At 73.6% G+C, this 22,358-nt stretch carries 19 protein-coding genes and 1 CRISPR repeat array; of the genes, 8 read left to right on the forward strand and 11 right to left on the reverse strand.

Annotated elements, in window-relative coordinates:
* Nucleotides 1–76: 76 nt before the first annotated feature.
* From HCN56_RS06485 to HCN56_RS06515, 7 genes are all read right to left on the reverse strand, one after another.
* Nucleotides 77–1,015, reverse strand: coding sequence for a MerR family transcriptional regulator (locus HCN56_RS06485; protein WP_167968520.1), 939 nt, complete (start codon nucleotides 1,013–1,015; stop codon nucleotides 77–79).
* Between the two features lie 345 nt (nucleotides 1,016–1,360).
* Nucleotides 1,361–2,173, reverse strand: a complete 813-nt coding sequence (locus HCN56_RS06490) for a class I SAM-dependent methyltransferase (RefSeq protein ID WP_167968521.1) — start codon at nucleotides 2,171–2,173, stop codon at nucleotides 1,361–1,363.
* A 137-nt stretch (nucleotides 2,174–2,310) separates the two neighbouring features.
* The gene (locus HCN56_RS06495; protein ID WP_167968522.1) at nucleotides 2,311–2,715 is read right to left on the reverse strand and encodes a VOC family protein; all 405 of its coding nucleotides are present in this window, start codon (nucleotides 2,713–2,715) and stop codon (nucleotides 2,311–2,313) included.
* Between the two features lie 154 nt (nucleotides 2,716–2,869).
* Nucleotides 2,870–3,277 (reverse strand): cupin domain-containing protein, encoded by a 408-nt coding sequence (locus HCN56_RS06500; RefSeq protein WP_167968523.1) that lies wholly within the window; start codon nucleotides 3,275–3,277, stop codon nucleotides 2,870–2,872.
* 229 nt (nucleotides 3,278–3,506) lie between these two features.
* Nucleotides 3,507–3,782: direct repeats of the CRISPR family, unit length 31 nt; unit sequence CTCCTCCCCGCGCATGCGGGGGTGTTCCCGA.
* Between the two features lie 205 nt (nucleotides 3,783–3,987).
* Nucleotides 3,988–5,205 (reverse strand): helix-turn-helix transcriptional regulator, encoded by a 1,218-nt coding sequence (locus HCN56_RS06505; protein ID WP_167968524.1) that lies wholly within the window; start codon nucleotides 5,203–5,205, stop codon nucleotides 3,988–3,990.
* Between the two features lie 172 nt (nucleotides 5,206–5,377).
* Nucleotides 5,378–5,746: a hypothetical protein gene (locus HCN56_RS06510; RefSeq protein WP_167968525.1), complete on the reverse strand. Its 369-nt coding sequence runs from the start codon at nucleotides 5,744–5,746 to the stop codon at nucleotides 5,378–5,380.
* 74 nt (nucleotides 5,747–5,820) lie between these two features.
* Complete coding sequence (locus HCN56_RS06515; RefSeq protein WP_167968526.1) at nucleotides 5,821–7,089, reverse strand: helix-turn-helix domain-containing protein; 1,269 nt, start codon at nucleotides 7,087–7,089, stop codon at nucleotides 5,821–5,823.
* Between the two features lie 631 nt (nucleotides 7,090–7,720).
* Here HCN56_RS06515 and HCN56_RS06520 point away from each other — a divergent pair.
* Entirely contained in the window at nucleotides 7,721–8,119 is a 399-nt protein-coding gene (locus HCN56_RS06520; protein ID WP_167968527.1) for a hypothetical protein, read from the forward strand.
* Nucleotides 8,120–8,352: 233 nt separating this feature from the next.
* On the opposite strand, the gene HCN56_RS06525 is transcribed toward HCN56_RS06520, so the two are convergent.
* Together HCN56_RS06525 and HCN56_RS06530 are read right to left on the reverse strand one after the other, a co-directional pair.
* The gene (locus HCN56_RS06525; protein WP_167968528.1) at nucleotides 8,353–8,982 is read right to left on the reverse strand and encodes a class I SAM-dependent methyltransferase; all 630 of its coding nucleotides are present in this window, start codon (nucleotides 8,980–8,982) and stop codon (nucleotides 8,353–8,355) included.
* A gap of 281 nt (nucleotides 8,983–9,263) precedes the next feature.
* On the reverse strand, nucleotides 9,264–9,812 hold the full coding sequence (locus HCN56_RS06530) for an MSMEG_1061 family FMN-dependent PPOX-type flavoprotein (RefSeq protein WP_167968552.1): 549 nt from the start codon (nucleotides 9,810–9,812) through the stop codon (nucleotides 9,264–9,266).
* 162 nt (nucleotides 9,813–9,974) lie between these two features.
* Here HCN56_RS06530 and HCN56_RS06535 point away from each other — a divergent pair, with 162 nt between their 5' ends.
* The 4 genes from HCN56_RS06535 to HCN56_RS06550 all read left to right on the forward strand — a co-directional run bounded on the left by HCN56_RS06535 (nucleotide 9,975) and on the right by HCN56_RS06550 (nucleotide 14,658).
* Nucleotides 9,975–11,168, forward strand: coding sequence for a FecCD family ABC transporter permease (locus HCN56_RS06535; protein WP_167968529.1), 1,194 nt, complete (start codon nucleotides 9,975–9,977; stop codon nucleotides 11,166–11,168).
* A 272-nt stretch (nucleotides 11,169–11,440) separates the two neighbouring features.
* Nucleotides 11,441–12,454 carry a FecCD family ABC transporter permease gene (locus HCN56_RS06540; RefSeq protein WP_376770845.1) on the forward strand — a complete coding sequence of 338 codons (1,014 nt, stop codon included), beginning with the start codon at nucleotides 11,441–11,443 and terminating at the stop codon, nucleotides 12,452–12,454.
* Nucleotides 12,455–12,575: 121 nt separating this feature from the next.
* The gene (locus HCN56_RS06545; RefSeq protein WP_167968530.1) at nucleotides 12,576–13,499 is read left to right on the forward strand and encodes an ABC transporter ATP-binding protein; all 924 of its coding nucleotides are present in this window, start codon (nucleotides 12,576–12,578) and stop codon (nucleotides 13,497–13,499) included.
* 64 nt (nucleotides 13,500–13,563) lie between these two features.
* A complete protein-coding gene (locus tag HCN56_RS06550; protein WP_167968531.1) occupies nucleotides 13,564–14,658 on the forward strand; it encodes an iron-siderophore ABC transporter substrate-binding protein in 1,095 nt (364 codons plus the stop codon).
* A gap of 657 nt (nucleotides 14,659–15,315) precedes the next feature.
* On the opposite strand, the gene HCN56_RS06555 is transcribed toward HCN56_RS06550, so the two are convergent.
* Nucleotides 15,316–16,542, reverse strand: a complete 1,227-nt coding sequence (locus HCN56_RS06555; RefSeq protein WP_167968532.1) for a hypothetical protein — start codon at nucleotides 16,540–16,542, stop codon at nucleotides 15,316–15,318.
* An 854-nt stretch (nucleotides 16,543–17,396) separates the two neighbouring features.
* Here HCN56_RS06555 and HCN56_RS06560 point away from each other — a divergent pair.
* The 3 genes from HCN56_RS06560 (at nucleotide 17,397) to HCN56_RS06570 (ending at nucleotide 20,952) form a co-directional block, all read left to right on the forward strand.
* On the forward strand, nucleotides 17,397–17,795 hold the full coding sequence (locus HCN56_RS06560; RefSeq protein ID WP_167968533.1) for a hypothetical protein: 399 nt from the start codon (nucleotides 17,397–17,399) through the stop codon (nucleotides 17,793–17,795).
* Nucleotides 17,796–17,994: 199 nt separating this feature from the next.
* Nucleotides 17,995–20,034: a TerD family protein gene (locus HCN56_RS06565; protein ID WP_167968534.1), complete on the forward strand. Its 2,040-nt coding sequence runs from the start codon at nucleotides 17,995–17,997 to the stop codon at nucleotides 20,032–20,034.
* A gap of 210 nt (nucleotides 20,035–20,244) precedes the next feature.
* Nucleotides 20,245–20,952, forward strand: a complete 708-nt coding sequence (locus HCN56_RS06570; RefSeq protein ID WP_167968535.1) for a class I SAM-dependent methyltransferase — start codon at nucleotides 20,245–20,247, stop codon at nucleotides 20,950–20,952.
* 191 nt (nucleotides 20,953–21,143) lie between these two features.
* Here HCN56_RS06570 and HCN56_RS06575 read toward each other — a convergent pair whose 3' ends face one another.
* A complete protein-coding gene (locus tag HCN56_RS06575) occupies nucleotides 21,144–22,244 on the reverse strand; it encodes an alkene reductase (protein ID WP_167968536.1) in 1,101 nt (366 codons plus the stop codon).
* Nucleotides 22,245–22,358 lie beyond the last annotated feature (114 nt).

The following is a 22,358-nucleotide window of genomic DNA, read 5'->3' on the forward strand; positions in this document are numbered from 1 at the left end:
CCGGCGGGCGCCCCGCGCGGCCCGGCATGGGCCCGCGCGGGGTCGGGCCGGACGCCGTGCTCGGTCGGGCGCGGCGTCAGGGCGTCTCCTGCTCCGGGGCGCCCAGTTCCACGGCCAGCTCCATGCAACGCAGGCGGGCCGGGGAGAAGTCGTAGGGCATCATGCCGACGGCCTCGCCCGCGCTGATCGTGCCGGGTGTCCGGCCGCCTGCTTCGAGCCCGGTCTCGTCCTCGGAGGGGTGCGTCTCCTCCCAGGCGTCGAAGAGGGCGTCGTCCCTCTCGTTCTGACCGGACTCCTCCATGACGGCGTTCAGCCTGTTCTCGAACGCGTGTCGCTCGCCGGCCACCCGGGCCACCCGCGGGTCGTCGACGGCGACGCTGTCGTCGAGGGCCTCCTCGGCCGCGTCGACCCGGTCGGACTCCTCCCGCAGGTCGGGGTCCCGGGCGAGGGCGACGAAGCGCCCGGCCTGGACGGCCGATCCGAGCGGGCCGAAGATCCGCTCGGTGACCAGCAGCGTGTCCAGGTCCGCCTGGCGCAGCGAGCCCTCGGGGACGCTCTTGAGGCGTTCGGTGACGAGGTCGGAGAGCAGACCCATCCGGCTGCCCTCGGCGCGCATCCGCTGCACGGCGGCGCGCTGCCGCCGCAGCTCCGCCTCCTGCGTGGCCAGGGCGTCCGCCAGCCGCTCCAGGGTGTCCTCGATGGCGGCCCCGCTGTCCGCCCCGGCGGTTGCCGCGTCGGCGGAGACCGCGCCGGGTGCCGCGTCGGTGGACGCGGCGCCGCCGGTGAAGGCGTCGCGGATGTCGTCCAGCGCGATTCCGGCATCGGCCATCCGGCGAATCCACAGCAGGCGGATCATGTCCTCGTACCCGTAGCGGCGCCGGCCGTCACCACCGCGCTCGGGCTCGGGGAGCAGCCCGATCTGGTGGTAGTGGCGGATCGCCCGCGGCGTGGTGCCGGCGAAGGTCGCCGCGTCCCCGATGGTGACCTGGCGTGGTGAGGTGATGCGCGCGTGCATGGGCTGGGGCCTCTCTCGAAGGATCGGGACGCGGCTCCAGCGCACCACATGCCGCTACGGAAGGTGCAAGTCCGCGCGGTGCTCAGGGGGCTCCGCCACAGCCCGCAGCCGCACTGCCGCTCGTGCGCGTAGCCGCCCCGGCGTCCCGGCGTCCCCGCGTCCCCGCTCGGCGGGCGTGGGTGGCCGGACGGGCAGCGGTCCGGGCGGGCCGCTCGTCGCCGCGTGACACGGGGACGGAGGGGCGCGCCCCCGGAATCACGAGCGGCGCGGCACGGTAGTCGCGCCGCTCGCCGTTCCGCGGAGCGACCCCACGGTGTGGCGCCGGGGCCGCCATTGCACCGCCCGTCAGCCGCCGCGCGGTGCGACGGCCTCCCAGCGCACCGTGATCTCCCCCTGCCGCCAGCGGCGGGGGCCGTCGGTCATCGGCCAGTCGGCGGCGACGGCGCGGGCGGTGGCGATCCACCGCTGCCGGGCGCCCAGCGCGCCGTACGGTGCGGCGGCAGCCCAGGCCCGGTCCAGGTCACGCAGCAGCGCATGGACGGGTTCGCCGGGGACGTTCCTGTGGATCAGTGCCTTGGGGAGCCGTTCCGCGAGGTCGGACGGGGTGTCCAGCCCCGCGAGGCGCGCCGCGAAGGTGACCGTGCGCGGGCCCCCGCGGTCGAGCGCCACCCAGACGTGGCGGCGGCCGATCTCGTCGCACGTCCCCTCCACCAGCAGCCCGCCGGGGGCGAGCGCGCCGGTCAGCCGCGCCCAGGCGGCGGGCACGTCCGCTTCGTCGTACTGCCGCAGCACGTTGGCGGCGCGGATCAGCAGCGGGGGAGGGGTGCCGGACGGCAGTGGCACCTCGAAACCGCCCCGCAGGAACCGCAGCCCGTCCCGCTCGAACGGCAGGGCGGCCGCCACCCGCGCCGGGTCGATCTCCACCCCGGCGACCTGCGCGTCCGCCCGTACCGTGCGCAGCCGTCCCAGCAGTTCCACGGCGGTCCAGGGCGCCGCACCGTAACCGAGATCGACCGCCAGCGGCGGCGTCGCGCTGGCGCGCAGCGCCGCTCCGTGGGCGTCGGCGATCCAGCGGTCCATGCGGCGCAGCCGGTTCACCCCGGTCGTCCCCCGGGTGATCGTGCCCACGGGGCGGGACGGTGGGCGAGCGGCGTGCATGCACCCAAGCGTAGGCCGGAGCCCCCGGGCCGCTGCCGCTGCCGTCCACCCGCTGCCGTCCGGGCGCTGCTGTCCGGCCGCTGCCGTCCGGCCCTGGCCGGCCGCGCTTCGCGGACCGGCGGTCGGACGGTGGCGGCTCAGCTGCTCCAGCGGCGCTCGGTGAGGACGATCCGGTACCCGTCGGGGTCCCTGAGCGTGACGCCCTGCCGGTCCCAGTAGGGGTTGTGGGACGGGACGACGGTGCCGCCGTGCTCGGTCGCGCGGGCCACGAAGGACTCGGAGACCGGCTTCCCGAGGTAGACGACCAGCAGGTCCTCCGGCGTGGGCGCGGGAACGACGACGTCGTGTTCACTCGCGGTCAGTTCGAGATGCCAGGCCGCGTTCTCCGGCCCCACCATCAGCAGGTCGCGTTCGCCGGCCTCGGGGCGCCCCGTCGCGCGGTACAGCACCGACAGCCCCAGGCCGCGGACGTAGAACCGTTCGGCGGCGTCGAGATCCAGCGAGGGCCGCCCGATACGGATGGTGCAGTGCGACTCGATCATGTATCCCTGTTTATCTCGTCGGTCTCTTCCCCCGGCCCTGCCGGGACTGGCCAACTGCCGCGACGGGGCGCGGGCCGCGCTCCCGCAGGGCCGTGGCGACTCCCCGCAGTGGCCGGGACCGCAGGTCGGGCGCATGGCCGCCGGCGCGGCGGTCTCAGCCCTCCTGCGACGGCGCCGCGAGAGCCTCGTCAGCTGCCGGCTCTCGGACCGCGTAGCCGGGGACCGACGGCCAGCGGACGGTGAGCACCACGGACTCCTCCTCCGCGTACCAGGAGTGGTCCACGCCCTTGCCCCAGACCACGTAGTCGCCCTGCTCGGCCAGAACCACGCTCTGCCCGGGCAGCTCCACCCGGAACCGGCCGCTGATCAACACCAGCAGCGCCGTCCGCTCCTCGCCGCGCACCCACTCCGCCCGCTCGTCGCCGGGCGGGTGCACGCCCCACTTGATCTCCAGTGCGTCACTGTGACGGGGGTCGCCGGGCTCCTTGAAGTGCCCCAGCAGCCAGCCCCGGTCCAACGGCGCGTCCTTGCCGGCGTTCCCCACGTACACGGTGTCGTTCATACGACCGGATGCTAGACGGCCACCGCCACGGCACGGGCAGCGCTGCGCCTCTGCTCGCCGGGTTCCCGGCACCCGCACGTCGGCGGCGCAGAACCGGTACGGTCCTGCTGTGGACCGGACACCGCACGGCTCGGGAGAAGGCGAGAGGGTGCTTATGGGGCAAATGCCGGATTTTGGCAAAGTAAGTAAAATCCAGCTTGCCGCCGCCTAACGCCCCAGGTCGCGCACTCTCCTCCCCGCGCATGCGGGGGTGTTCCCGAGCCCAAGCCCTCGCCGCCTGCGGCAGCTTCCTCCTCCCCGCGCATGCGGGGGTGTTCCCGACGACGCCGGCGAGGTGGGTGCCCGCGGAGTTCTCCTCCCCGCGCATGCGGGGGTGTTCCCGACCGCACGCGCGAGTCCTCCGCGCCGCTCGACTCCTCCCCGCGCATGCGGGGGTGTTCCCGAACGGGGTACCGCCCTCGCCGACCAGCTCCACTCCTCCCCGCGCATGCGGGGGTGTTCCCCTGACCGCCACCCTTGCCGAGCTGCACGTCATCTCCTCCCCGCGCATGCGGGTTCTCCCACCCGATGTCTGCCATGCAAAGCCACATGTCCACGCCTCACTGTGCAGGAGGGAAGGGGCGAACCGCGTTGGGTGGTGGTGTGGCCCGTGGAAGCGAGGGTCCGAAGCAGCAAGGCAGGCGGCGGCAGTGCTCGATCAGGGGCAGTAGTCAGTCTGGACGCCCGAGACCTCGGTCTCTGAAAAGGGCGGCTACCTCTGGCACATCCGCGAAGGGGCGCAGGTGATGCAGTATCACGCGAACTCTGCCGCTGGTTCGGGCAGACGCGATGCACTGCGAGATATCGAGGGCGCGTCGTGCGACATCCGCCGCTTCATCCGGTTCGTTGGCATCGGTGAGGGCCACCGCGAGCCAGGAGAGGTAGAGGGCAAGTTCGCGCGTGTGCGTCACGTTGTACCTGGCGAGCACGTCGCGCAGCAGGGGCACCGCGCGCAATGGCCTGCGCAGCTCGGTGTAGCAGCGTGCCTCCATGATCTTCAGCTCATCCGCGTTCATCCAGTACACGTAGCCCGGCGCCGCTCGCCCGCCGCCGCCGGCGGCAAGCGCTTCTGAGGCATCGCCCAGGGCACGGACTGCCGACCGTGCGTCCGCTGCCTTGGTGTGCGCCCAGGCGAGCCGGTCCAGGTACAGGGCCCGCGCTGTCGAGTGTGCTCCGTGCCCCGCCTCGTCCACAGCTGCTTGGGCCAGCGCGACGCCGTCCGCCTCGCGTCCGGTGTTGCTGAACTGGTAGGCGAGAGATCCCGTGAGATATCCGAGGAGCGTTCCGTCCTCGGCCTGTCGGGCGGCGTCCATGCCGAGGCGGTAGACGCGTTCCGCCTCCTCCGGTCGGCCGACGTCGCTGGCGATCCAGCCTGCGATCTGTGCCATCTCACCGATCTGCGCCAAGAGCGAGTTGCCGACGCTCTCGGTGTAGGTGCTCTCGCGGTAGATCTTCACCGTGGTGCGCAGCTCTCGTAGCGCCGGGCGGATCAGATCGCCGCCCGAGATCACGTCGTCCGCGAGCCTCAATCCGTGCGCTCGATGGGCAATGTCATGAACGTCCCGGCTGCCGAGCCTTCTTGTTCTCGTGCCGCAGACGGGCGCCAGCGGGTTGACGTCCGGGAGGTAGTCGCCCAAGCGGGCCTTCGATGCTCGCAGCTCGGCTGACTCCGAGGTGAGGTCTTCCAGGCGGACGCCGAGCGCTGCCGCGATGTGCGGTAACCATTCGCGAGGCGTTCCTTTGCCGTGCTCGTATCGACTGATGTCCTGGCGCTCGACGGGCTCGCCCTGGATATGAGCGGCTCTGCAGGTCTCCCGGGCGAGTCGCGACTGGCTCCAGTCGCGTGCCTCTCGAAGTCGCCGGATGTTGGCCCCGATCACGTTGCCCATGCACCGATTGTGGCCGAAGGGTGGCCGCTGGCTGCCGGGTCCATGCAACGCCAAAGGAGTTGTGTCCATCCACAACCGGTGGGATGTGAGCAAGAGCGTCCTTGCGATGCCTGCTGCCCGAGGGTGCTGAGCGTTCCCGGCATCCGCAGGGGGGCACGGCTCGGTTGCTCGGTCAGCTCGGTCCGGCGTGCCGCTCGATCTCCTCGAAGATGTCCGCGTCGGTTTCCTGCTGCCACTCCGGCAGGGATTCCCAGTCCGCCACATACCCTGGCTTGGGCGACTCGAAGTGCTTGTGGACCTGCGCAACCCAGCAGATTGCGACGAATCTGCTCTTCTGCTCGCGGGTGAGCTCGGTGGTCTTTCCGCCGCTTGCTTCAACGAGGTCGTAGACCTGCTTGAACACCGACGCGGCAGCCTGACGTTCCCATTCTGGTGTTTGATCCCACGGGGTCACATACCCGGGCTTTGGCTCCCCTGGGAAGTGGGTCCGAACTCCGGAGATCCAAGCATTGCGGAAGATGCGACCTGGTTCGTCGGTCATGTGCGGTCTCCTGCTCTCGTGTGAATGCGCGTCTCTGAAGCTGCGGGCCGGCGCGAAGCGTCGGCTGCCTGCCCTCATGGCGGGCAGGTGGTGTCGGCCCTTGCGGGAGCCGAGGGCCGACGCGCCCTGCTTGCGTGGGGTGGAGATCTCATCTCCTCGTACGCGTCGCGCAGATCCGCCGCTTCCGGGAGCCTTCTTCTCTCGACGGCCGTGACGATTTCCAGGGCTCGCCAATGGTTCGACGGGACGATGCGGCCCGACAGTATGCCCCGCTGTGCTGCGGCGCTCGCCTCATCCAGGCGGTCGGTGGCCAGCAGCGTCAGAGCGAGGTCGATGTATGCCGACGCCGCTCGTCGGGGCATTCTGGCGGCTCCATCACGAGGCGCCAGTTGGGCGATGACCTCGCGTGCGTAGCCTTCCGCCGTCGGATCGCCGATCCAGGCCAGCGTGGTGGCGGTGTAGGCCACCGACTTTCCGGGGTCGTACTGGTAGTGGTGGTCCGGTGCGCGGATCATGGAGAGTGTCGCTGCCTGGTTCTGCACTCGGTCCACCGCGAGGTAGGTCTCTCGGGCGTGGCCGAGTCGGGCGCGTACTCGCCCCTCCTGGGCTGCGGCCTGAACGGCGACCGAGCTGCCGGCGGGCGCGGTGTGCCGTGCGAGCAGGGAAAGGTCCAACGCCCTCTTGTAGTCGCCGTCCGTGAGGACTCGCCAGGCCTCCGTCTCGTAGCACCAGGACTCGATCTCCGCCTCGCCCGCCTGCTTGGCCAGAGCGACCGCCGTGTTCAGCCGTGCTGTGGCCGGGCCCGGCTGGTTGACGTCGATGTGCAGCGTGGCGCCGAGCAGCGACAGCCACCCGCCGAGGGTGAGCAGTCTCTGGTGCTCCGCGAGCGTCTTGCGGGCTTCCAGGAGCTGGCCGACGTAGGAGATGTGCTTGCGGACGCGGTCGAGCAGCTCCAGCGGCGGCGTAACGGGGTACGCCTTCGCCAGCTCCTCGAACGCCAGCTCAAGGCGGTGCAGTGTCTCGGCGCCGACATCGCTCGCCTGGACCCGTCGGGCCAGCTCCAGGGCTTGCAGTTCGTCGTCCGCGTCGGAACAGGGACTGCCCAGCCAGTGGCCGGCATCGGCCGGGAACGTCTCGGCGCTGATCAGGAGGGCGCACAGTTCGTCCGGTGCGAGACCCAGCAGGCTCGCCATCCTCGGGCGCTGCGTCGGGTGCGGCTCTGCCTCGCCACGCTCCCAGCGCTGGACGGTGGTCCGGTCGACCCCCAGCGCGTGCGCGAACGACTCCTGTGTGAACCCACGCGACTTGCGTTGGCGTGCGAGCTTCGACCGTCTGTCCGCCATGGCACCTCCGCTGCACCGTGTGCCCTGATCACGCTACCCGATGCCGCGTACACGCAGCGTAAGTGCGGCGTTCTCGCAGTGGTGCCCGGCGTGGTGGCCCGTGAGGCTTTTGGGGACGACGACCGCTCGTCTCGCGGGGCAGCTGTGATGCCTGTCGGCGGAGGAGTGGGGCCAATCGATCCATGAGGGCAGGGAACCCGTGACTGAGTTCAGAACTGAGAACCGTACGGCAGCGGCCGGGCCGTGCGACACCGCTCGGTCCCTCACAACACTGGCTGAGCTGCGGGTACCCGAGCGGAGTCTCTCTCACCGCCCGTGCCGGAATGGTGCCGCCGGATGACAGAACCCGATCAGGATGCCCAGCGCGACCCCGCGCAAGAGGGGGCGCGATCGTCGACGCCCGGGAACGATGCGAGCGCGAAGCCGCTCCCTGATCTCGTCTCGCGGTGGCGGGAGTTGAGCCGGGTGATCGAAACTCATCTCAAGGAGCTGAGAAACCGGTGAGCACAGCTTCGTACGTGCGGCTCTCCGCCGCGCCGCCCGGTCGGACGTCGTCACCCCGCCTGCGTTGTCGTTCGGCGGAGGCCGCCCGGCCTGCGGCACGCAGCACGCCCGGGGCGGAGATCCGAAGGTGACCGCTGGATTCACCGCCGACGGCTACTGGGCGGAGGCGAAGGTGCGGTCGCCGGAGGCGGGTGGGGAGTGGTACTTGTCCGGCGCCTGGCTGGACTCGCCGGAGGAGGCCGTGGCGTGGCTGCACAGTGAGGCGGACCGGCTCGCGGCGGTGCTGGAGGCGGTCGACGGCGACCCGGCCGAGGAGGACGGCGGCTATGCCTGTCCGGTGTCCGTGGTCTTCCGCGAGTGGGCGGCCGACGCGGAGTTCCGTGCGGTGCAGTGCGCGGCGCTGGCCGGCGGGCAGCCCGTCAGCGCCAACGCCAGAGGTGCCGACCGTGTCTGGGGTGCCGAGGCCGTCGAGGTTCTCTACTCGCTCTCTGCCCGCCCGCTGCTGCGGCCTGCGTCGGATCGCTGACCGCGTCGAGCGGCGCCCACGACCCCGCCCCTGCCGGGATGGACCGACGGTCTTTCCCTTTCTCCGTCACGGCCTCGGCAGGGGCGGTGCAGCTGCGGCCGGTCACTCTGCGCCGCAACCGACCAGCGGTCCCAACGTGGCGCGCCAGTAGCTCGGTTCAGGGGCCTCGGGGCTGCGGGCGCCCACCCTCAGACAGAGGCGTGCCAGGTGCGCCGTCCGTGCTCGCGCCGTCGTCAGACGCGGCGGGCGAGGATGTGGGCGTCAAGGAAGCCGCGTTCGGATTGCGGGTCGTGGGTGAGCTTCGCCGCTACGAAGAGGCCCGCATCGGCGACGAGTTCCGCAAATCGTTCGACCGGCCAGCTGTAGGCGGGTGTCACCTTGTGGTCGAAGCGGACGGGTTCGGGCTGCTCCGTCGCGAAGAACGAGGCGAGGAGCAGCCCACCCGGCGCCAGGACGCGGGCCTGTTCGGCGAGCAGGCCGGGCAGTTCGCTGGGTGGGGTGTGGATCATCGAGTAGTGCGCCAGGGCGCCGCCGAGGGCACCGTCCGGCAGTGGCAGGGACTCCATCCGCGCCTGGGCGAAGCGCAGTTCGGGGTGGGCCCGGCGGGCGTGGGTCAGCATGCCGGGGGAGAGGTCGAGTCCGAGGGCGTCCAGGCCGAGGTCGGCGAGCATGTCCGTCAGGTGGCCCGGGCCGCAGCCGAGGTCGGCGGTGCGGAAGTTGCCCGTCTCCCGGACCAGCTCGGCGAAGGTGCCGATCATGTTCCGTGAGAACGGCTGTCCCTCCAGCCGGTTGGCGAACGCCGCCGCGTAGCGGGCGACGACGCCGTCGTAGGCCGCGCCCGTCTCGTCCTGGTGTCCCGTCACGGCAGGAGGCTACTCCGCCGCTCCCGCCCCACACCTGCCGAACGCCGCGCCTACCGAACGTCGCACCTGCCGAGCCCCGCCCCGGCCGAGTGCCGCCGCGTCGCTGTCCGCCGTGCGATCACCTCCCCCGTGGGGTGACCGCACGGCAGGCAGCGACGCGGGGTGCAGCGGAGTCGGGCAGCTCGGCACGAGCGCGGCGGGGTTGAGCCCATCCGCCGGGGCCGCACCTCAGCGGGTCGGCGCGGCCAGCGGGGTCGTGCGCCCGGCGGTAGCCGGAACCGTCACTCGTCGTACGGCCAGTTGCTGGTGTCCCACAGCTTGGCGCGGCGCAGCGAGGCGGGGCAGTGGCGGTAGATCTCGTCGATCTCGACGACGGTCGCCAGGACCGGGCGGCGGCCGCGGTGGGCCATCGCGTCGAAGAACGGCCCGTCGGTGACGATCGTGGCGCGGCCGTTGATCCGCAGCACCTCGGAACTGCCCGGCACCAGGAACAGCAGGCCGATGTGCGGGTTCTCCAGGATGTTGCGGAAGTTGTCGCCGCGCCGGTTGCCGGGCCGGTCGGGCAGGGCGATGGTCGAGGGCCCGAGTATCTGCAGCGAGCCGGCCTCGACCCCGCGCGGGGAGGCGTCGCAGTTGCCGGCGGCGTCGGCGGTCGAGACGACGCAGAACGGTGAGCGGGCGAGGACCGACAGGTCGTCCTCGGTCAGCTCCGCGTGGACCTTCTCGATGACGAGCGGGTGCGGGGTGCCGAGCAGTTCGGAGAGCTGGTCGGCGTCGCGGAGCGGCACGATCGGGGTCGCCGCCGGGGGCTTCGTCTCTTCCGTCGCGATGTTCTGCGTCGGAGCGGCGGTCGCCTCGGTCACGTCCAGCACGTCGTACTCCCGTCGGATACCCCAGTGGTGCAAGGTAAGGTTAGGCTAACCTTCTGCCCAGGTGTGCACCGGGTCCGTGCCCGCGTGCGCCGGTAGGTGACGTTCCCATCGTACGGACACATGGTGAGTGCAACGAGCAGTAGGTCCCCAGTGCGGGGCGAACCCGGTCCCGGCCCGTCCGGAGACAGCGGGACGACCGGCCAGGCCGACGGTACCGGTCGCGTCGGTCTGACGAAACCCGCCGGGGCGAACGCCGCCGCGGGCCCCGGCAGCCACGGCGCGACGCCGACGTCCGTTCCGGCGCGACGGTCGCACCGACCGGCGGTCCTCACCCTCGGCCTCGTCGGCCTGCTGGCCGTACTCGCCGCGCTCACCTGGGCCAGCCTCGTCAACGGCTCCGGCCCGGCGGGCGCAGCCGACGTCCGGAACGCCTTCTTCGCCAAGGACCTCACCCAGCACGCGCAGCTCATCGTCTGGGAGGTGCGGGTCCCGCGCACCATCGCCGGGCTGCTCGCCGGACTCGCGCTCGGCCTCGCCGGCGCGGTGATGCAGGGCGTCGCCCGCAACCCGCTGGCGGACCCCGGCATCCTCGGCGTCAACGCCGGCGCCGCCGTGGCCGTCGTCCTGGCCATCACGCTGCTCGGCCTCAACTCCGCCAACCAGTACATCTGGTTCGGTTTCCTCGGCGCGCTGCTCGCCTCGGTGATGGTCTACGGCATCGGCTCCCTCGGCCGCGACGGCGCCACGCCCGTGAAGCTGGCGCTCGCCGGCGCGGCCACCAGCGCCGTCCTCGGCTCGATCACCACCGCGATCCTGCTGACCGACTCGCGCACCTTCGACCACTACCGGTTCTGGCAGGTCGGTTCGCTGACCGCCCGCGACGCGGAAGTGCTCTGGCTCGCAGGACCGTTCATCTTCTTCGGCGCCGTCGTCGCCCTGGGACTCGGCGGCTCCCTCAACGCCCTCGCCCTCGGCGACGACCTGGCCCGCGCCCTGGGCCAGCGGGTCGGCCGCGCCCGGCTCGGCGCCGCTGCCGCCGTGGTGCTGCTCTGCGGCTCCGCCACCGTCGTCGCCGGGCCCATCGCCTTTCTCGGCCTGATCGTGCCGCACGCCGTCCGCACCTTCACCGGCCCCGACTACCGGTGGGTGCTGCCGTACAGCGCCCTCGCCGCGCCCGCGCTGCTGCTGACGGCCGACCTCGTCGGCCGGTTCCTCGCCTCGCCCGGCGAGGTGCAGGTCGGCGTCGTCACCGCCGCCATCGGCTGCGTGCCGTTCGTGCTGCTCGTCCGCCGCCACCGGCTGGCCGAGCTGTGACCGCCACCGGCGGCCGGGCCGCCCGACCTCAGGACCACCACCCGGAGCGCGAGACCCCCGTGCGCGAGACCCCCGCGAACCTCGGTGCAGACCCCGGCGCGGACCCCGGTGCGACAGCCCGGCCCGCCGCCGTCGCCCCCGCCGGCGCCGTCACACTCGCCGCCTGGTCCGGCCCCGACTCCGGCGCCGACCGCCGCGCCGACCGTGACGCCGCGCCGACCCGCACCGCGCACCGCCTCCACCCGGCCGACGAGGCCGCCGCCGTCGCGACCATCCGCGGTGCGCGGCTGCGCGTCAGGGCCCGCACCACCGCCGTCGTCCTCGTGCTGGCGGCCGCCGTCACCGCCGCGTTCGCCCTCGCCGTCGGCTACGGCGACATGGTGGTGCCGCTGCCCGACCTCATCGCCATCCTCACCGGCGGCGGCAGCGGCGGCCCCCGCTTCGTCGTCATGGAACTCCGGCTGCCCCGCGCCCTGCTGGCCCTGACCGTCGGCATCGCGTTCGGGCTGGCCGGGGCCGTCTTCCAGACGCTGCTGCGCAACCCGCTCGCCAGCCCCGACGTCATCGGCATCAGCGCCGGCGCCAGCGCCACCGCGGTCACGGCGACCCTCACCTTCGGCGTCAGCGGCTTCGCGCTCTCGCTCTCCGCCCTCGGCGGCGCCTTCGTCACCGCCGCGCTCATCTACGGGCTCGCCTGGCGCCAGGGCGTCAGCGGCTACCGGCTGGTCCTCGTCGGCATCGGGATCGCCGCCGGACTCGCCTCCGTCATCAGCTACCAGCTCACCAGCTCCCGCGTCACCGAGGCGCAGAGCGCGCTCGTCTGGCTCACCGGCAGCCTCAACGGCCGCTCCTGGAACCAGTTCGTACCGCTGGCCATCTCCCTCGCCGTCCTGCTGCCGCTCACCGCGCTGGTGGCGAGCCGGCTGCGGGCGCTGCAACTCGGCGACGACGCCGCCGGCGGACTCGGGGTCCGGGTGGAGGCGGCGCGGCTCGCGCTCATCGCCTGCGGTGTCGCCCTCGCCGGTGTCGCCACCGCGGCGGCCGGGCCGGTCGCGTTCGTCGCGTTCGTCTCCGCGCCGATCGCCCGACGGCTGCTCCCCGGCCGCGGCGCGGCGCTGGTGCCCGCCGCCCTCGTCGGCGCGCTGATCGTGCTGCTCGCGGACTTCGCCGCCCAGCACCTCATCTCCTCCGTCCAGCTGCCCGTCGGGGTCGCCACCAGCATCATCGGCGCGCCGTACCTGCTGTGGCTGCTGGCCCGCAACAACAAGGAGGGCAGCGGCGGATGACCGCACCCACCACGCCCCGGCCCCCCGCCCGCGCGTTCACCACCCGGTTCACCGCCGCCGGCTCGACCGCGCCCCGGACCGCCCCGTCCCGCGCACGGCGGGGAGAGGACAGCAGCCAGCCATGATCCAGGAACGCACCCTCCAGGCACGCGAGGTCAGCCTGGGCTACGAGGGCCGGACCGTCGTCGACCGGCTCAGCCTCGACATCCCGCCCGGCCGCATCACGATGATCGTCGGCCCCAACGCCTGCGGGAAGTCGACGCTGCTGCGGTCGATGGCGCGGCTCCTGGCGCCCACCGACGGCGCCGTCCTCCTCGACGGCCGCGACCTGAGCGAGACGCCCACCAAGGACGTCGCCCGGGTCGTCGGCATCCTCCCGCAGAACCCCGTCGCCCCCGACGGCGTCACCGTCCAGGACCTCGTCGGCCGCGGCCGGTACCCGCACCAGGGCTGGTTCCGCCGCTGGACACCCGAGGACGACGAGGCCGTCGCCCGCGCCCTCTCCGACACCGGCATCCTCGACCTCGCCGACCGGCCCGTCCACGCGCTCTCCGGCGGGCAGCGGCAGCGCGTCTGGATCGCGATGGCGCTCTGCCAGCGCACCGACATCCTGCTGCTGGACGAACCGACGACCTTCCTCGACGTCACCCACCAGCTCGACGTCCTGGACCTGGTCACCGACCTCAACCACGAGTACGGCACCACCGTCGTCGCCGTACTCCACGACCTCAACCTCGCCTGCCGCTACGCCGACCACCTGGTCGCGCTGCGCGCCGGGTCGGTCATCGCCGAGGGCCCGCCCTCGCAGATCATGAACGCCGACCTGGTGCGGGAGGTCTTCGGCCTGGAGTGCACCGTCGCGATCGACCCCGTCTCCGCGACGCCGCTGATCGTGCCCGCCGGCCGCCACCACGGCGCCCGGCCCGCCGCCGACGCACCGACCGCCGAGGCCGCCGCGCAGCCCGCCGGCCGCGACCCGCTGCCGCCGGACGCCTGCCGGCGGTGCGGCGCCCCGCCCGCCGACCACGGCGACCGCCCCGACTGACCGCCGGGCGCCGACACCCGCCGCCCGCACCGACCTTGCCGTCCCACCCACACGAGAGATTCCGATGCGCCACGCAGCCATAGCCGTTCCCGGTACCCGCGCCGCCACCCGGCGGACCCGCCGCCCGCTCAGCCGTCTCACCCGGCTGACCGCGGCCCTCGCCGCCCCGATGCTCTTCATGTCGCTCACCGCCTGCGGCTCCGACGCCGACAACGACAGCGGCGACAGCGCGGCCAACAACGGCGGCGACTCGGGCGCCTCGGAGACCACCGACGGCGCGTTCCCCGCCACCGTGCAGACCAAGTTCGGCGAGATCACCATCGAGGAGAAGCCGCAGCGCATCCTCGCGCTCGGCTGGGGCGACGCCGAGACGGTGCTCGCCCTCGGGGAGCAGCCGATCGGCGCCAGCGACTGGCTGGCTTTCGGCGGCGAGGGCGTCGGCCCCTGGGCCGAGGGGCTGTACGACGAGAGCCCGGAGATCATCGGGACGCTGGAGCCGGAGTTCGAGAAGATCGCCGAGCTGAACCCGGACCTGATCATCGACGTCAAGTCCAGCGGCGCGCAGGAGCGTTACGACACGCTGTCGAAGATCGCCACCACCGTCGGCGTTCCCGAGGGCGGCGACAACTACCTGACCTCGCACCGCACCCAGACCGAGATGATCTCGGCCGCGCTCGGCGTCCCGGAGAAGGGTGAGGAACTGCTGGCCGAGGTGGAGGCCGGGTTCCAGGCCGTCATCGAGGAGTACCCGGAGTTCGAGGGCAAGTCGGTCACCGTCGGCTCCCGCACCTCCAACGGCTACGGCGCCTACGTGCGCGGCACCGGTCGCGTCGACTTCGTGGAGCGCCTCGGCCTGGTCAACAACGAGCAGGTGCAGGAGCAGGCCACGGAGGACTTCTCCATCGAGGTCTCCCGCGAGAACCTCAACATGCTCGACGCCGACCTGCTGATCATCGCGCCCATCGGCATCGAGGCCGACGAGATCGCCGACGACCCGCTGTTCCAGGCGATCCCCGCCGTCGAGGACGGCCGGTCGCTGATCATCGACAGCACCGACGGGATCAGCACCGCCTTCGCCACCGAGTCCATCCTCTCGGTGCCGTTCGCGCTGGAGAAGGTCGCCCCGCTCTTCGCCGAGGCGCTCAACGGCGGCGAGTGACGCCCGGCGCGACCGCCGATCGGCGCGTCCGCTCGACCTGACCGGCGCTGCGTCCTGCGTCCTGCGGCGTGCGAACGGCGGCGTGCGAACGGCCCCGTGCGAACGGCGGCCTGCGGCCTGCCCCGTGCGAACGGCGGCGGGCGAACGAGTGGCGGGCGGGCGGAGCGAGGGGGTGGGCTCGACCGAGAGCGCGACGCGCGCGAACGGGGCGCATCCGCCGCGCGAGCCGCCGCCGTGCCCCGGACGCCTCCCGTTCGCGCCTTCAGCGACCGGGACCGGCCGACCAGGCTGGCGGCTGCGAGCCCGCACGCGGGTGCGGGCCGGTCACTGCGGAGGTGGGCTGTGAAGACCCGATGCGGCGGACGGACCAAGGCGGGGACGCGGTGCCGGCGGTACGTGGTGCCGGGCACCGCGCGCTGCCAGGACCACCAGGGGGACTGGTCGTCGTACGAGGTGGCCCGTCGGCGGCGGAAGAAGGGCTGAGCACTCGGCGGGGAGCCGGGGTTGCCCGGCGGCCGGGCCCGATACCCCTTGTGCGAAGGGGAGTTGTGGCGCGGCCGGACGGCGCGAGGGGGGAGGGAGGGCCGCCGGGTGCGGGGCGGCCTCCTGCGGCCGGGGTGTGACCGTGTCGCGTCGCCGGGGTCCTCTGGCCGCCGCCTACGGCAGGTTGTGCAGGCGGTTGTCGATGGTGATGACCACGGGGGCGGTGCCGTCGGTCAACGTGTGGCGCAGCACCTCGGCCGTGGTCCCGTAGACCTGCGCGGCCATCGCCCAGTCGGACCGCTTGACGAGGTCCTCGTCGCACCCCGTCTCCAACGGTGTGACGGCGACCCGGTGCAGCGTGAGCAGCAGCGCCACGAGCGACCGCCCGGAGAGCTGCGCGGCGACGAGGCCGCCGTCGGTCTCGGCCGTCGGCGGCGTGCGGAAATGCGGGTGCCCGCCGGTCTTCGAGGTCACGAACTCCCAGGTGTCCGCGTGGCAGGTGAGCGTTGCCGACGCCACCTTGCTCGCCCGCAGGATGGCCCGCTGCAGGCCGCCCGTGGTGTACACCCGCGGCTCGTCCCCCTCCAACTCCCAGCAGGGACGGTCGGGTCGGTCGCCCTGCGGCTGCTCGCCGCTGCCCTCGCCGTCGTGTGGGCCGACCCGCTCCCCGCCGGGGGAGCGGGTGTCGAGGGTGTCGACCTCGACCGTGGCGGCATCCGGCGCCGCGTCCTCCGGCGCGCCCGCCGTACCGGACTCCTCCGCCGGGCGCGCGGGCCCGTCCGCCGTCGGCGGCGCCGCGTCCGACGCGGCGCCCGTGAGCGGCACGGCCTCGGGCCCGGGAGACTCCGCCGCCGGTTCCGACCGCCGTGCGTCCGCTCCGGCCTCCTGCCCGGTGTCGTCGGCCGCGGCGCGGTCCGGGGGCAGCGACTCCTCGGCCGGGGACTCCGCCTGGGGCGGGACCACCGCCAGGTGGGTGGCGCGCGGGTCGGGCCCGCCCCCGTCGGCGGGACCGACGGAACCGAGGCCGTGCTGTTCCCGGCCCGCCGGGCCGCCGACCGGCTCCACCACCGCGGGTAGCAGCGACCGCAGCTCCGCCACATGCCCCTGCAACACCTCGAAGCCGCAGCGCAGTCGGCCGATGTCGTCCCGCAGCTCGGCGACGGCCGCGGCGGCGTCCCCGGCGCTGCGGCCCGCGTTGCCGGCGCTGGTGCGGATCTCCCGCTGCGAGGTCTTCAGATCGGCGAGCGGCCCGCTGCGCAGCTCGGCGAGCGCGCCGCGGAGCGTCGTGCGCAGCTCGCGGTCGAGCTCGCCCACCCGCTGGTCGAGGCCGTCGATCGCGCGCTTCATCTCGTTCTTCGTGTCGATCAGGATCGGCACGATGTCGTTGTCCCTACGGGACACGGGGACCTCCGTCGGTCGTGGTCGGACAACTGCGATGAGTAGTTTGTCGTGGTGAAGGCCCTACGGGGAGGCAGCGGTGAATCTGGCGGGATACCCGCGCCAGTTGTCCGACGCACACCAGGTGCATCAGTGGCCCCACGCGCCCCGTCGCGCTCCGTACGCGGTTCCGCCGGCGCCGGGCGCCCCCGCGTCGCCGCCCCGCACGCGTGGTCCGGCCGGGTCCGCCCCTGGCCGTGCCACGGGTGTGCGAGCGGGGCGTACGTGGTCGAGCCCGGCGGCCGGGCGCGAGGCGGCGCGCGCGTGGCCCGGGCGCGGCGAGCGGGGGTGAGCTGGGGCGCGGGCCGGGGGAGTGGACCAGACGGCCCCGTGAACGTCCACCCGGCGCACGAATGTACGAGAAGCGCCTCCGTCACGGTTCCGGACCTGTGCTCCGGGGTGCCTCACCCGCTGTGACCTGCGATGCAATCGCGCCGGGTTGCGTAACGGTGTCCCGCCGGGCCGCCCGCCCGCGCCGCGAGCCAGGGCTTGTCACCCGCGTCGGGGCCGATCTGCGCATCATGGTCAGGCGGTGTCCGGCCGGATCATCGCGCGGCTCGGCGACATCCGTCGAACGGTGCGCGGGGCCCTGTGACCTCGGGGAACTCCGCGCCGGTGCCCCCGGGTCGGCGACGGTGCGACCGGGCCTCGGGAGTGGCCGGACCGCAGTCCGGTGCCGGCCTCCGGACGGCCGTGCCGCGCAGTCACCCTCCGCTTGCGGCGTTTGCAGCGCCGGAGGCGGCCATCCCCTGACGGCGGCCACCGGTACGCCGTTCGGGCCCACTTCCCCCACCAACTTCGTTCCGAGAGGTAGCCCCATGCCCATGGCGTTCCACGTGCAGCCGGTCGAGACCAAGGACGGCCGGACCGTGTACCGGGTCAGTCTCGACCAGCACGGCGTCGCTGCCGTCGACCGGTTGGTCACCGAGCCGCCCGCGCGCCCCGCGCTGCCGGACGGATTCGGCTTCGGGGCCGAGCGCGGCGGGCTGCGCGCCGTCCACGGCACGGGGGAGCGGTCGGGCCATGGCGCGCAGGAGTCGCACAGCCCTCGGGGCGCCGAGAGCAAGAAGCCCGCCGCCCACCACCACGGCGCAGGCGCGCCACGTCGGACCGGCACCCCGGTGCGACTCGGCCCCGCCGCCTCCCGCGCCGGAACCGGTACCGGCCACGCCCCCCGCTCGACGGCCCGGCTGCGGCTGGTGACCGACCCGGCGTGACCGTTCCACCCGGCCGACGCCCCCGACTCTGACATGCCGGGCGGCCCTGGACCCCTGTCGCCCGCGGGTTGTGACGGCCCCGGGCGACAGGCGTGCCCGGGCGACGGGCCTGGCTCCCCTCGGGGCGGGTGTCGGTGACATTCCCCCGCAAATCACCGTTCCGCCACGGCGACACCCGCGCTGTGAACATCCTGTGCGCATGACCGTTCCTCTGCAGGCCCCGGACGGGGCGGGACTGCGCACCTACGCCCACGAGTGGGCCCTCGTGGACGTCGAGACGAGCGGCCTGGTGCCGCGTCGCGACCGCGTCCTCTCACTGGCCGTGATCACCCTCGACCAGGAGGGGCGACGAACCGGCGAGTTCACCACCCTCCTCGACCCCGGATGCGACCCCGGCCCGGTGGAGATCCACGGCCTGACGGCCGAACGGCTGCGTGGCGCACCGACCTTCGACCGCGTGGTGGACCGTGTGGCGGCGCTGCTGCGCGACCGCGTGATGGTCGCGCACAACGCGCAGTTCGACTACGACTTCCTGGCGCACGAGTTCGCCCGCGCGGGGCAGTTCCTCCCGGTGGCGCAGCGGCTCTGCACCCTGGCGCTCAACCGCCGCGTGGACCCGCCGACCGAGGACCTCCGACTGGGCACCCTCGCCGCCTACTACGGCGTCACCCAACTCGCCCCGCACGACGCGGCCGACGACACCCGGGTACTGGAGGGCGTGCTGCGCGCCACGCTCGGCGAAGCGCGCCACCTCGGCCTGGAGCTGCCGCTGGTGGCGTGCCCGCCGCGCCAGGAGGCGCAGTTCGCGCCGCAGCCCCGGAAGAAGCCCTGTGCCTTCCGCAACCCCGGGCCGCTCCCGGCGGGCGGACCGCTCACCCAGGGGATGAAGGTCGCGATCACCGGCGAGACCGCCACGGCCCGCACCGAGTTGGCCGCTCGCGCCGTCGCCGCCGGACTGAACCTGATGAACTCGGTCAGCCGCCACACCAGCGTCCTGGTCACCAACGACCTCGGCTCGGGTTCGGGCAAGGCCCGCCGCGCCGTCGCGGACGGGGTGCCCGTCGTCGACGAGCGCACCTTCCTGGCGTTGCTGGCCGACGTGCGGCCGGGCGTCCGCCACGACCTCCAGGTCGCTGCGGTCCCCGCTCCGCGCGAACGGCAGCAGGACGCCCCACCGCCCGAGCCGTCGGCGGCGCCGTCGCTCGCGCCGTCGGCCGCGGCCGAGCCGTCGCTCGCGCCCTCACCCGCGCCGGTTTCCGAACCCGCGCCGGCCGCGCCCGGTGCCACCGCACCAGCGCCCGCCGCACCTCCGGTCGCCCCGTCGGTCGAAGCCCCGGCCGGCCCGCCGCCCGCCGGGCCTGCCGCGGCCCCGTCGCCCGCCGCCGTCGCGGCGCAGACCGGTAGGCGGCGTGCTGGTGCCGCCCGCGTCCCCACGATCGAACAACCCCTCGTCGGACGGCGGGTGCTCGTCCTCGGCGGGGCGCACGAGGAGACCGCCCGGGCCCGGGCGCGCGTGACGGCACTCGGTGGCGGGGCGGCGATCAACCTCTCCGCGAGCGTCAGCGACGTCGTCACCCTGCCGGGCGGCGAGCACGACCGCCGGATGCGGCGCATCGAGGCCCTGGGGCTGCCGGTGCACGACCGGCGCTGGCTGGACTCCCCGCCGCCGCCCACCGCCCTGCCCTCCGCGACCGTCCCCCGCACCCCGCACATCCTCTCCCTCGGCGCCGTCATCGACCTGCCCGTCGCCGCCGTGGGTACCGGCTGGGACCTCACGGTCTCGTGGGCCCAGCAGACCCGCTGCGAGATCGACGTCGTCGCCCTCGCTGTCGACGAGGACGAACAGGTCGGCGGGGACGAGGACTTCGTCTTCTACGGCGCGCCGGAGTGCCCCGACGGCTCCGTCCGGCTGCTCGCGGACGGCCCCACCGAGCAGACGGTGGCGGTGGAGCTCTCCGCGCTCGCCCCCGGCACCCGCAAGGTCGTCCTGGCCGCGGCCATCGACGGCGACGCCACGTTCGGGGACGTGGGCGCGGTCCACCTGCTCGCCGCTCCCGGCCCCGGTGCAGCGCCCCTGGCCCAGGCCACGCTCGACGCTGCCACCACGGAACGCACCTTGCTGCTCGCGGAGTTGTACCGGCGCGGCCCGGTGTGGCGACTCCGCGCCGTGGGACAGGGATACGACACCGGGCTCGTCGACCTGGCACGCGGCTACGGGGTGGACGTCGCCGACGACTGAACAGCCCAGCGGAGCGCCGCCGTCGATCGCCTAACCACCGATCACGTCGGCGGCGCCCCGCCGACCGAGAAGGCGTCGCGCTCCCGCGGGCCGCGACGCATCGCGCACGTCCCGACGGCCACCGGCGAGCGGAGCGCCGGGCCGAGGGCTGCCCGCGGTGGAAGCGAAAAGCGGTCGGCAGCGTGCCGAGCCGCCTGCCACGATGTGCCGATGACTGCCGAGACCGCCTATCACGGACCGCTGGGCGAACTGTTCGCCGCCCAGGCCACCGACAGCGCGTACAACGCCCACACCGACCGCCCCGCGATGCTCGAACTGGCCGGTGACGTCACTGACCTGCGCGTTCTCGACCTCGGGTGCGGGGCAGGTCACTACGCGGCCGAGCTGGTGGCGCGCGGCGCCGCTGCCGTCACCGGTGTCGACGGCAGCGCGTCCCTGCTGGACGCCGCCCGCGAACGGCTGGCCGGCACGCCCGCCGACCGGGTCGGCCTCCACCTCCACGACCTCGAACGGCCACTGGACTTCCTGCCCGACGCTTCGGTCGACCTCGCCGTGGTGGCGCTCGTCCACCACCACCTGGAGCGACGCGCCGAGTTCCTCGCCGAGGTCCACCGGGTCGTCCGCCCCGGCGGTGCGCTGGTGCTCTCCACCACCCACCCCACCGCTGACTGGCTGTACTTCGGCGGTTCCTACTTCGACGAGGAGCGCGTCCGACTGCCGCTCGGGGACGGGCACGCGCTCGACTACCGGAGGCTGACAATGGAGACCGTCCTCGGCGAGCTGCTGGCCGCCGGGTTCGTGCTGGAGCAGCTGCGGGAGCCCCGTGGCACCGACGCAGCTCGGGTGGTGGACGAGCGCCGGTGGCGGAAGACGCACCGGCAGCCGATGTTCCTCGCGCTCCGGCTGCGCCGCCCCTGACGCCGCCCCTTCAGGCCTGCGGCCCGGCACCGGTGGCCGTCTCGGCGGCGGGCGGTGTCGCGGACGGCGACCCGGGCCGGGGTGCACCCCGGCCCGGCCCGGGCCGCCCCCCGCCGTACTGCCCGCCCGTCGTACTGCCCGGCGGACGTACTGCCCGCCCGCCGCGCTGCCCGGCGGACCGGCGGCCCCCGTCAGGCAGCGACCGGAACGGCCGCGGCCTCCGAGGGGTACTGGTAGGCGTTGTACGTCAGGTAACCGTCGTTGCCCCCCTGGTAGAGCGCCGCCATGTCCACCGGCTCGATCGGCAGCTCGGCCCGCAGCCGCTCCACCAGGTCCGGGTTGGAGAGGAACGCCCGCCCGAAGCTGATCAGGTCGGCGCCCAGCCCCAACCAGCGGTCGGCGTCATCGCGCCCGGTGGGCTTGGGGCCCATCGGAAGGGACGGGTTCATGATGAGCGCGCCCGGCCACACCCGGCGCAGTTCGCGCAGGAGCGCCTCCTCGGCGGTGGCCTCGACGTGGATGTACGCCGGTTCCAGGGTGGCGAGTTCGGCGAGCAGCGCCGTGTACAGCTCCTGGGTCTCCCCGTCGGTGGCTCCCCAGAAGGCGGCGCCGGGGGAGAGGCGGATTCCGGTGCGGTCGGCCCCGATCGCGTCGACGGTACCCGCGACGGCCTCCACCGCGAACCGGATGCGGTTGGTGATCGAACCGCCGTAGCGGTCCGATCGCAGGTTGGCGTTGTCCGAGAGGAACTGCGAGATCAGGTAGCCGTTGGCACCGTGTAGCTCGACGCCGTCGAAGCCGGCATCCACCGCCCGGCGCCCTGCCTCCGCGTACGAGGCTGCCTGCTCGACGACCTCCGCCGTGGTCAGCGCGTGGGGGACCGGCATCGGCTGCGGGCCGGTCGGGGTGAAGACGTCGCCCTCGCCGGCCACCGCCGAGGGGCCCACCGGCCGCAGGCCCGTGGTGTCGGGGTGGGAGACGCGACCGCCGTGCATCAACTGGGCGAAGATCCGCCCACCGTTGACGTGCACAGCCTCCGTCACCTGCCGCCAGGAGGCGACCTGCTCGTCGGTGTGCAGCCCCGGAGTGCCCGGGTTGGACTGGCCGACCGCGTTGGGCTGCACCCCCTCGGTGATGATCAGGCCCGCCGTCGCCCGCTGGGCGTAGTACGCGGCCATCGAGGAGGTGGCGAGCCCGCCCGCCGCCGCGCGGACCCGTGTCATCGGCGCCATGACGACACGGTTCGGGAGGGTCAGGCCGGCGAGCCGGAACGAGCTGAGCAGGGAGGTCACAACAGACTCCTCGGGGTGGGCCGTTGCGCCCGGAGGTGGGCACACCGCTACGCTAGAACCTGACATTGACGTCAGATGCAAGCTGTGTGGTGCGGCTCACACGGCACTGCGCCA

This window comes from Streptomyces lonarensis (genome assembly GCF_012033735.1).
GTDB lineage: Bacteria > Actinomycetota > Actinomycetes > Streptomycetales > Streptomycetaceae > Streptomyces > Streptomyces lonarensis.

Bases quoted from the DNA above. Each gene is read 5' to 3' on its own strand.
- HCN56_RS06490 (WP_167968521.1), bottom strand. From the start codon at position 2,173: ATGCACGCCGCTCGCCCACCGTCCCGCCCCGTGGGCACGATCACCCGG.
- HCN56_RS06485 (WP_167968520.1), bottom strand. From the start codon at position 1,015: ATGCACGCGCGCATCACCTCACCACGCCAGGTCACCATCGGGGACGCG.
- HCN56_RS06510 (WP_167968525.1), bottom strand. From the start codon at position 5,746: ATGACCGACGAACCAGGTCGCATCTTCCGCAATGCTTGGATCTCCGGA.
- HCN56_RS06550 (WP_167968531.1), top strand. From the start codon at position 13,564: ATGCGCCACGCAGCCATAGCCGTTCCCGGTACCCGCGCCGCCACCCGG.
- HCN56_RS06560 (WP_167968533.1), top strand. From the start codon at position 17,397: ATGCCCATGGCGTTCCACGTGCAGCCGGTCGAGACCAAGGACGGCCGG.
- HCN56_RS06545 (WP_167968530.1), top strand. From the start codon at position 12,576: ATGATCCAGGAACGCACCCTCCAGGCACGCGAGGTCAGCCTGGGCTAC.
- HCN56_RS06495 (WP_167968522.1), bottom strand. From the start codon at position 2,715: ATGATCGAGTCGCACTGCACCATCCGTATCGGGCGGCCCTCGCTGGAT.
- HCN56_RS06515 (WP_167968526.1), bottom strand. From the start codon at position 7,089: ATGGCGGACAGACGGTCGAAGCTCGCACGCCAACGCAAGTCGCGTGGG.
- HCN56_RS06565 (WP_167968534.1), top strand. From the start codon at position 17,995: ATGACCGTTCCTCTGCAGGCCCCGGACGGGGCGGGACTGCGCACCTAC.
- HCN56_RS06570 (WP_167968535.1), top strand. From the start codon at position 20,245: ATGACTGCCGAGACCGCCTATCACGGACCGCTGGGCGAACTGTTCGCC.
- HCN56_RS06500 (WP_167968523.1), bottom strand. From the start codon at position 3,277: ATGAACGACACCGTGTACGTGGGGAACGCCGGCAAGGACGCGCCGTTG.
- HCN56_RS06535 (WP_167968529.1), top strand. From the start codon at position 9,975: ATGGTGAGTGCAACGAGCAGTAGGTCCCCAGTGCGGGGCGAACCCGGT.
- HCN56_RS06505 (WP_167968524.1), bottom strand. From the start codon at position 5,205: ATGGGCAACGTGATCGGGGCCAACATCCGGCGACTTCGAGAGGCACGC.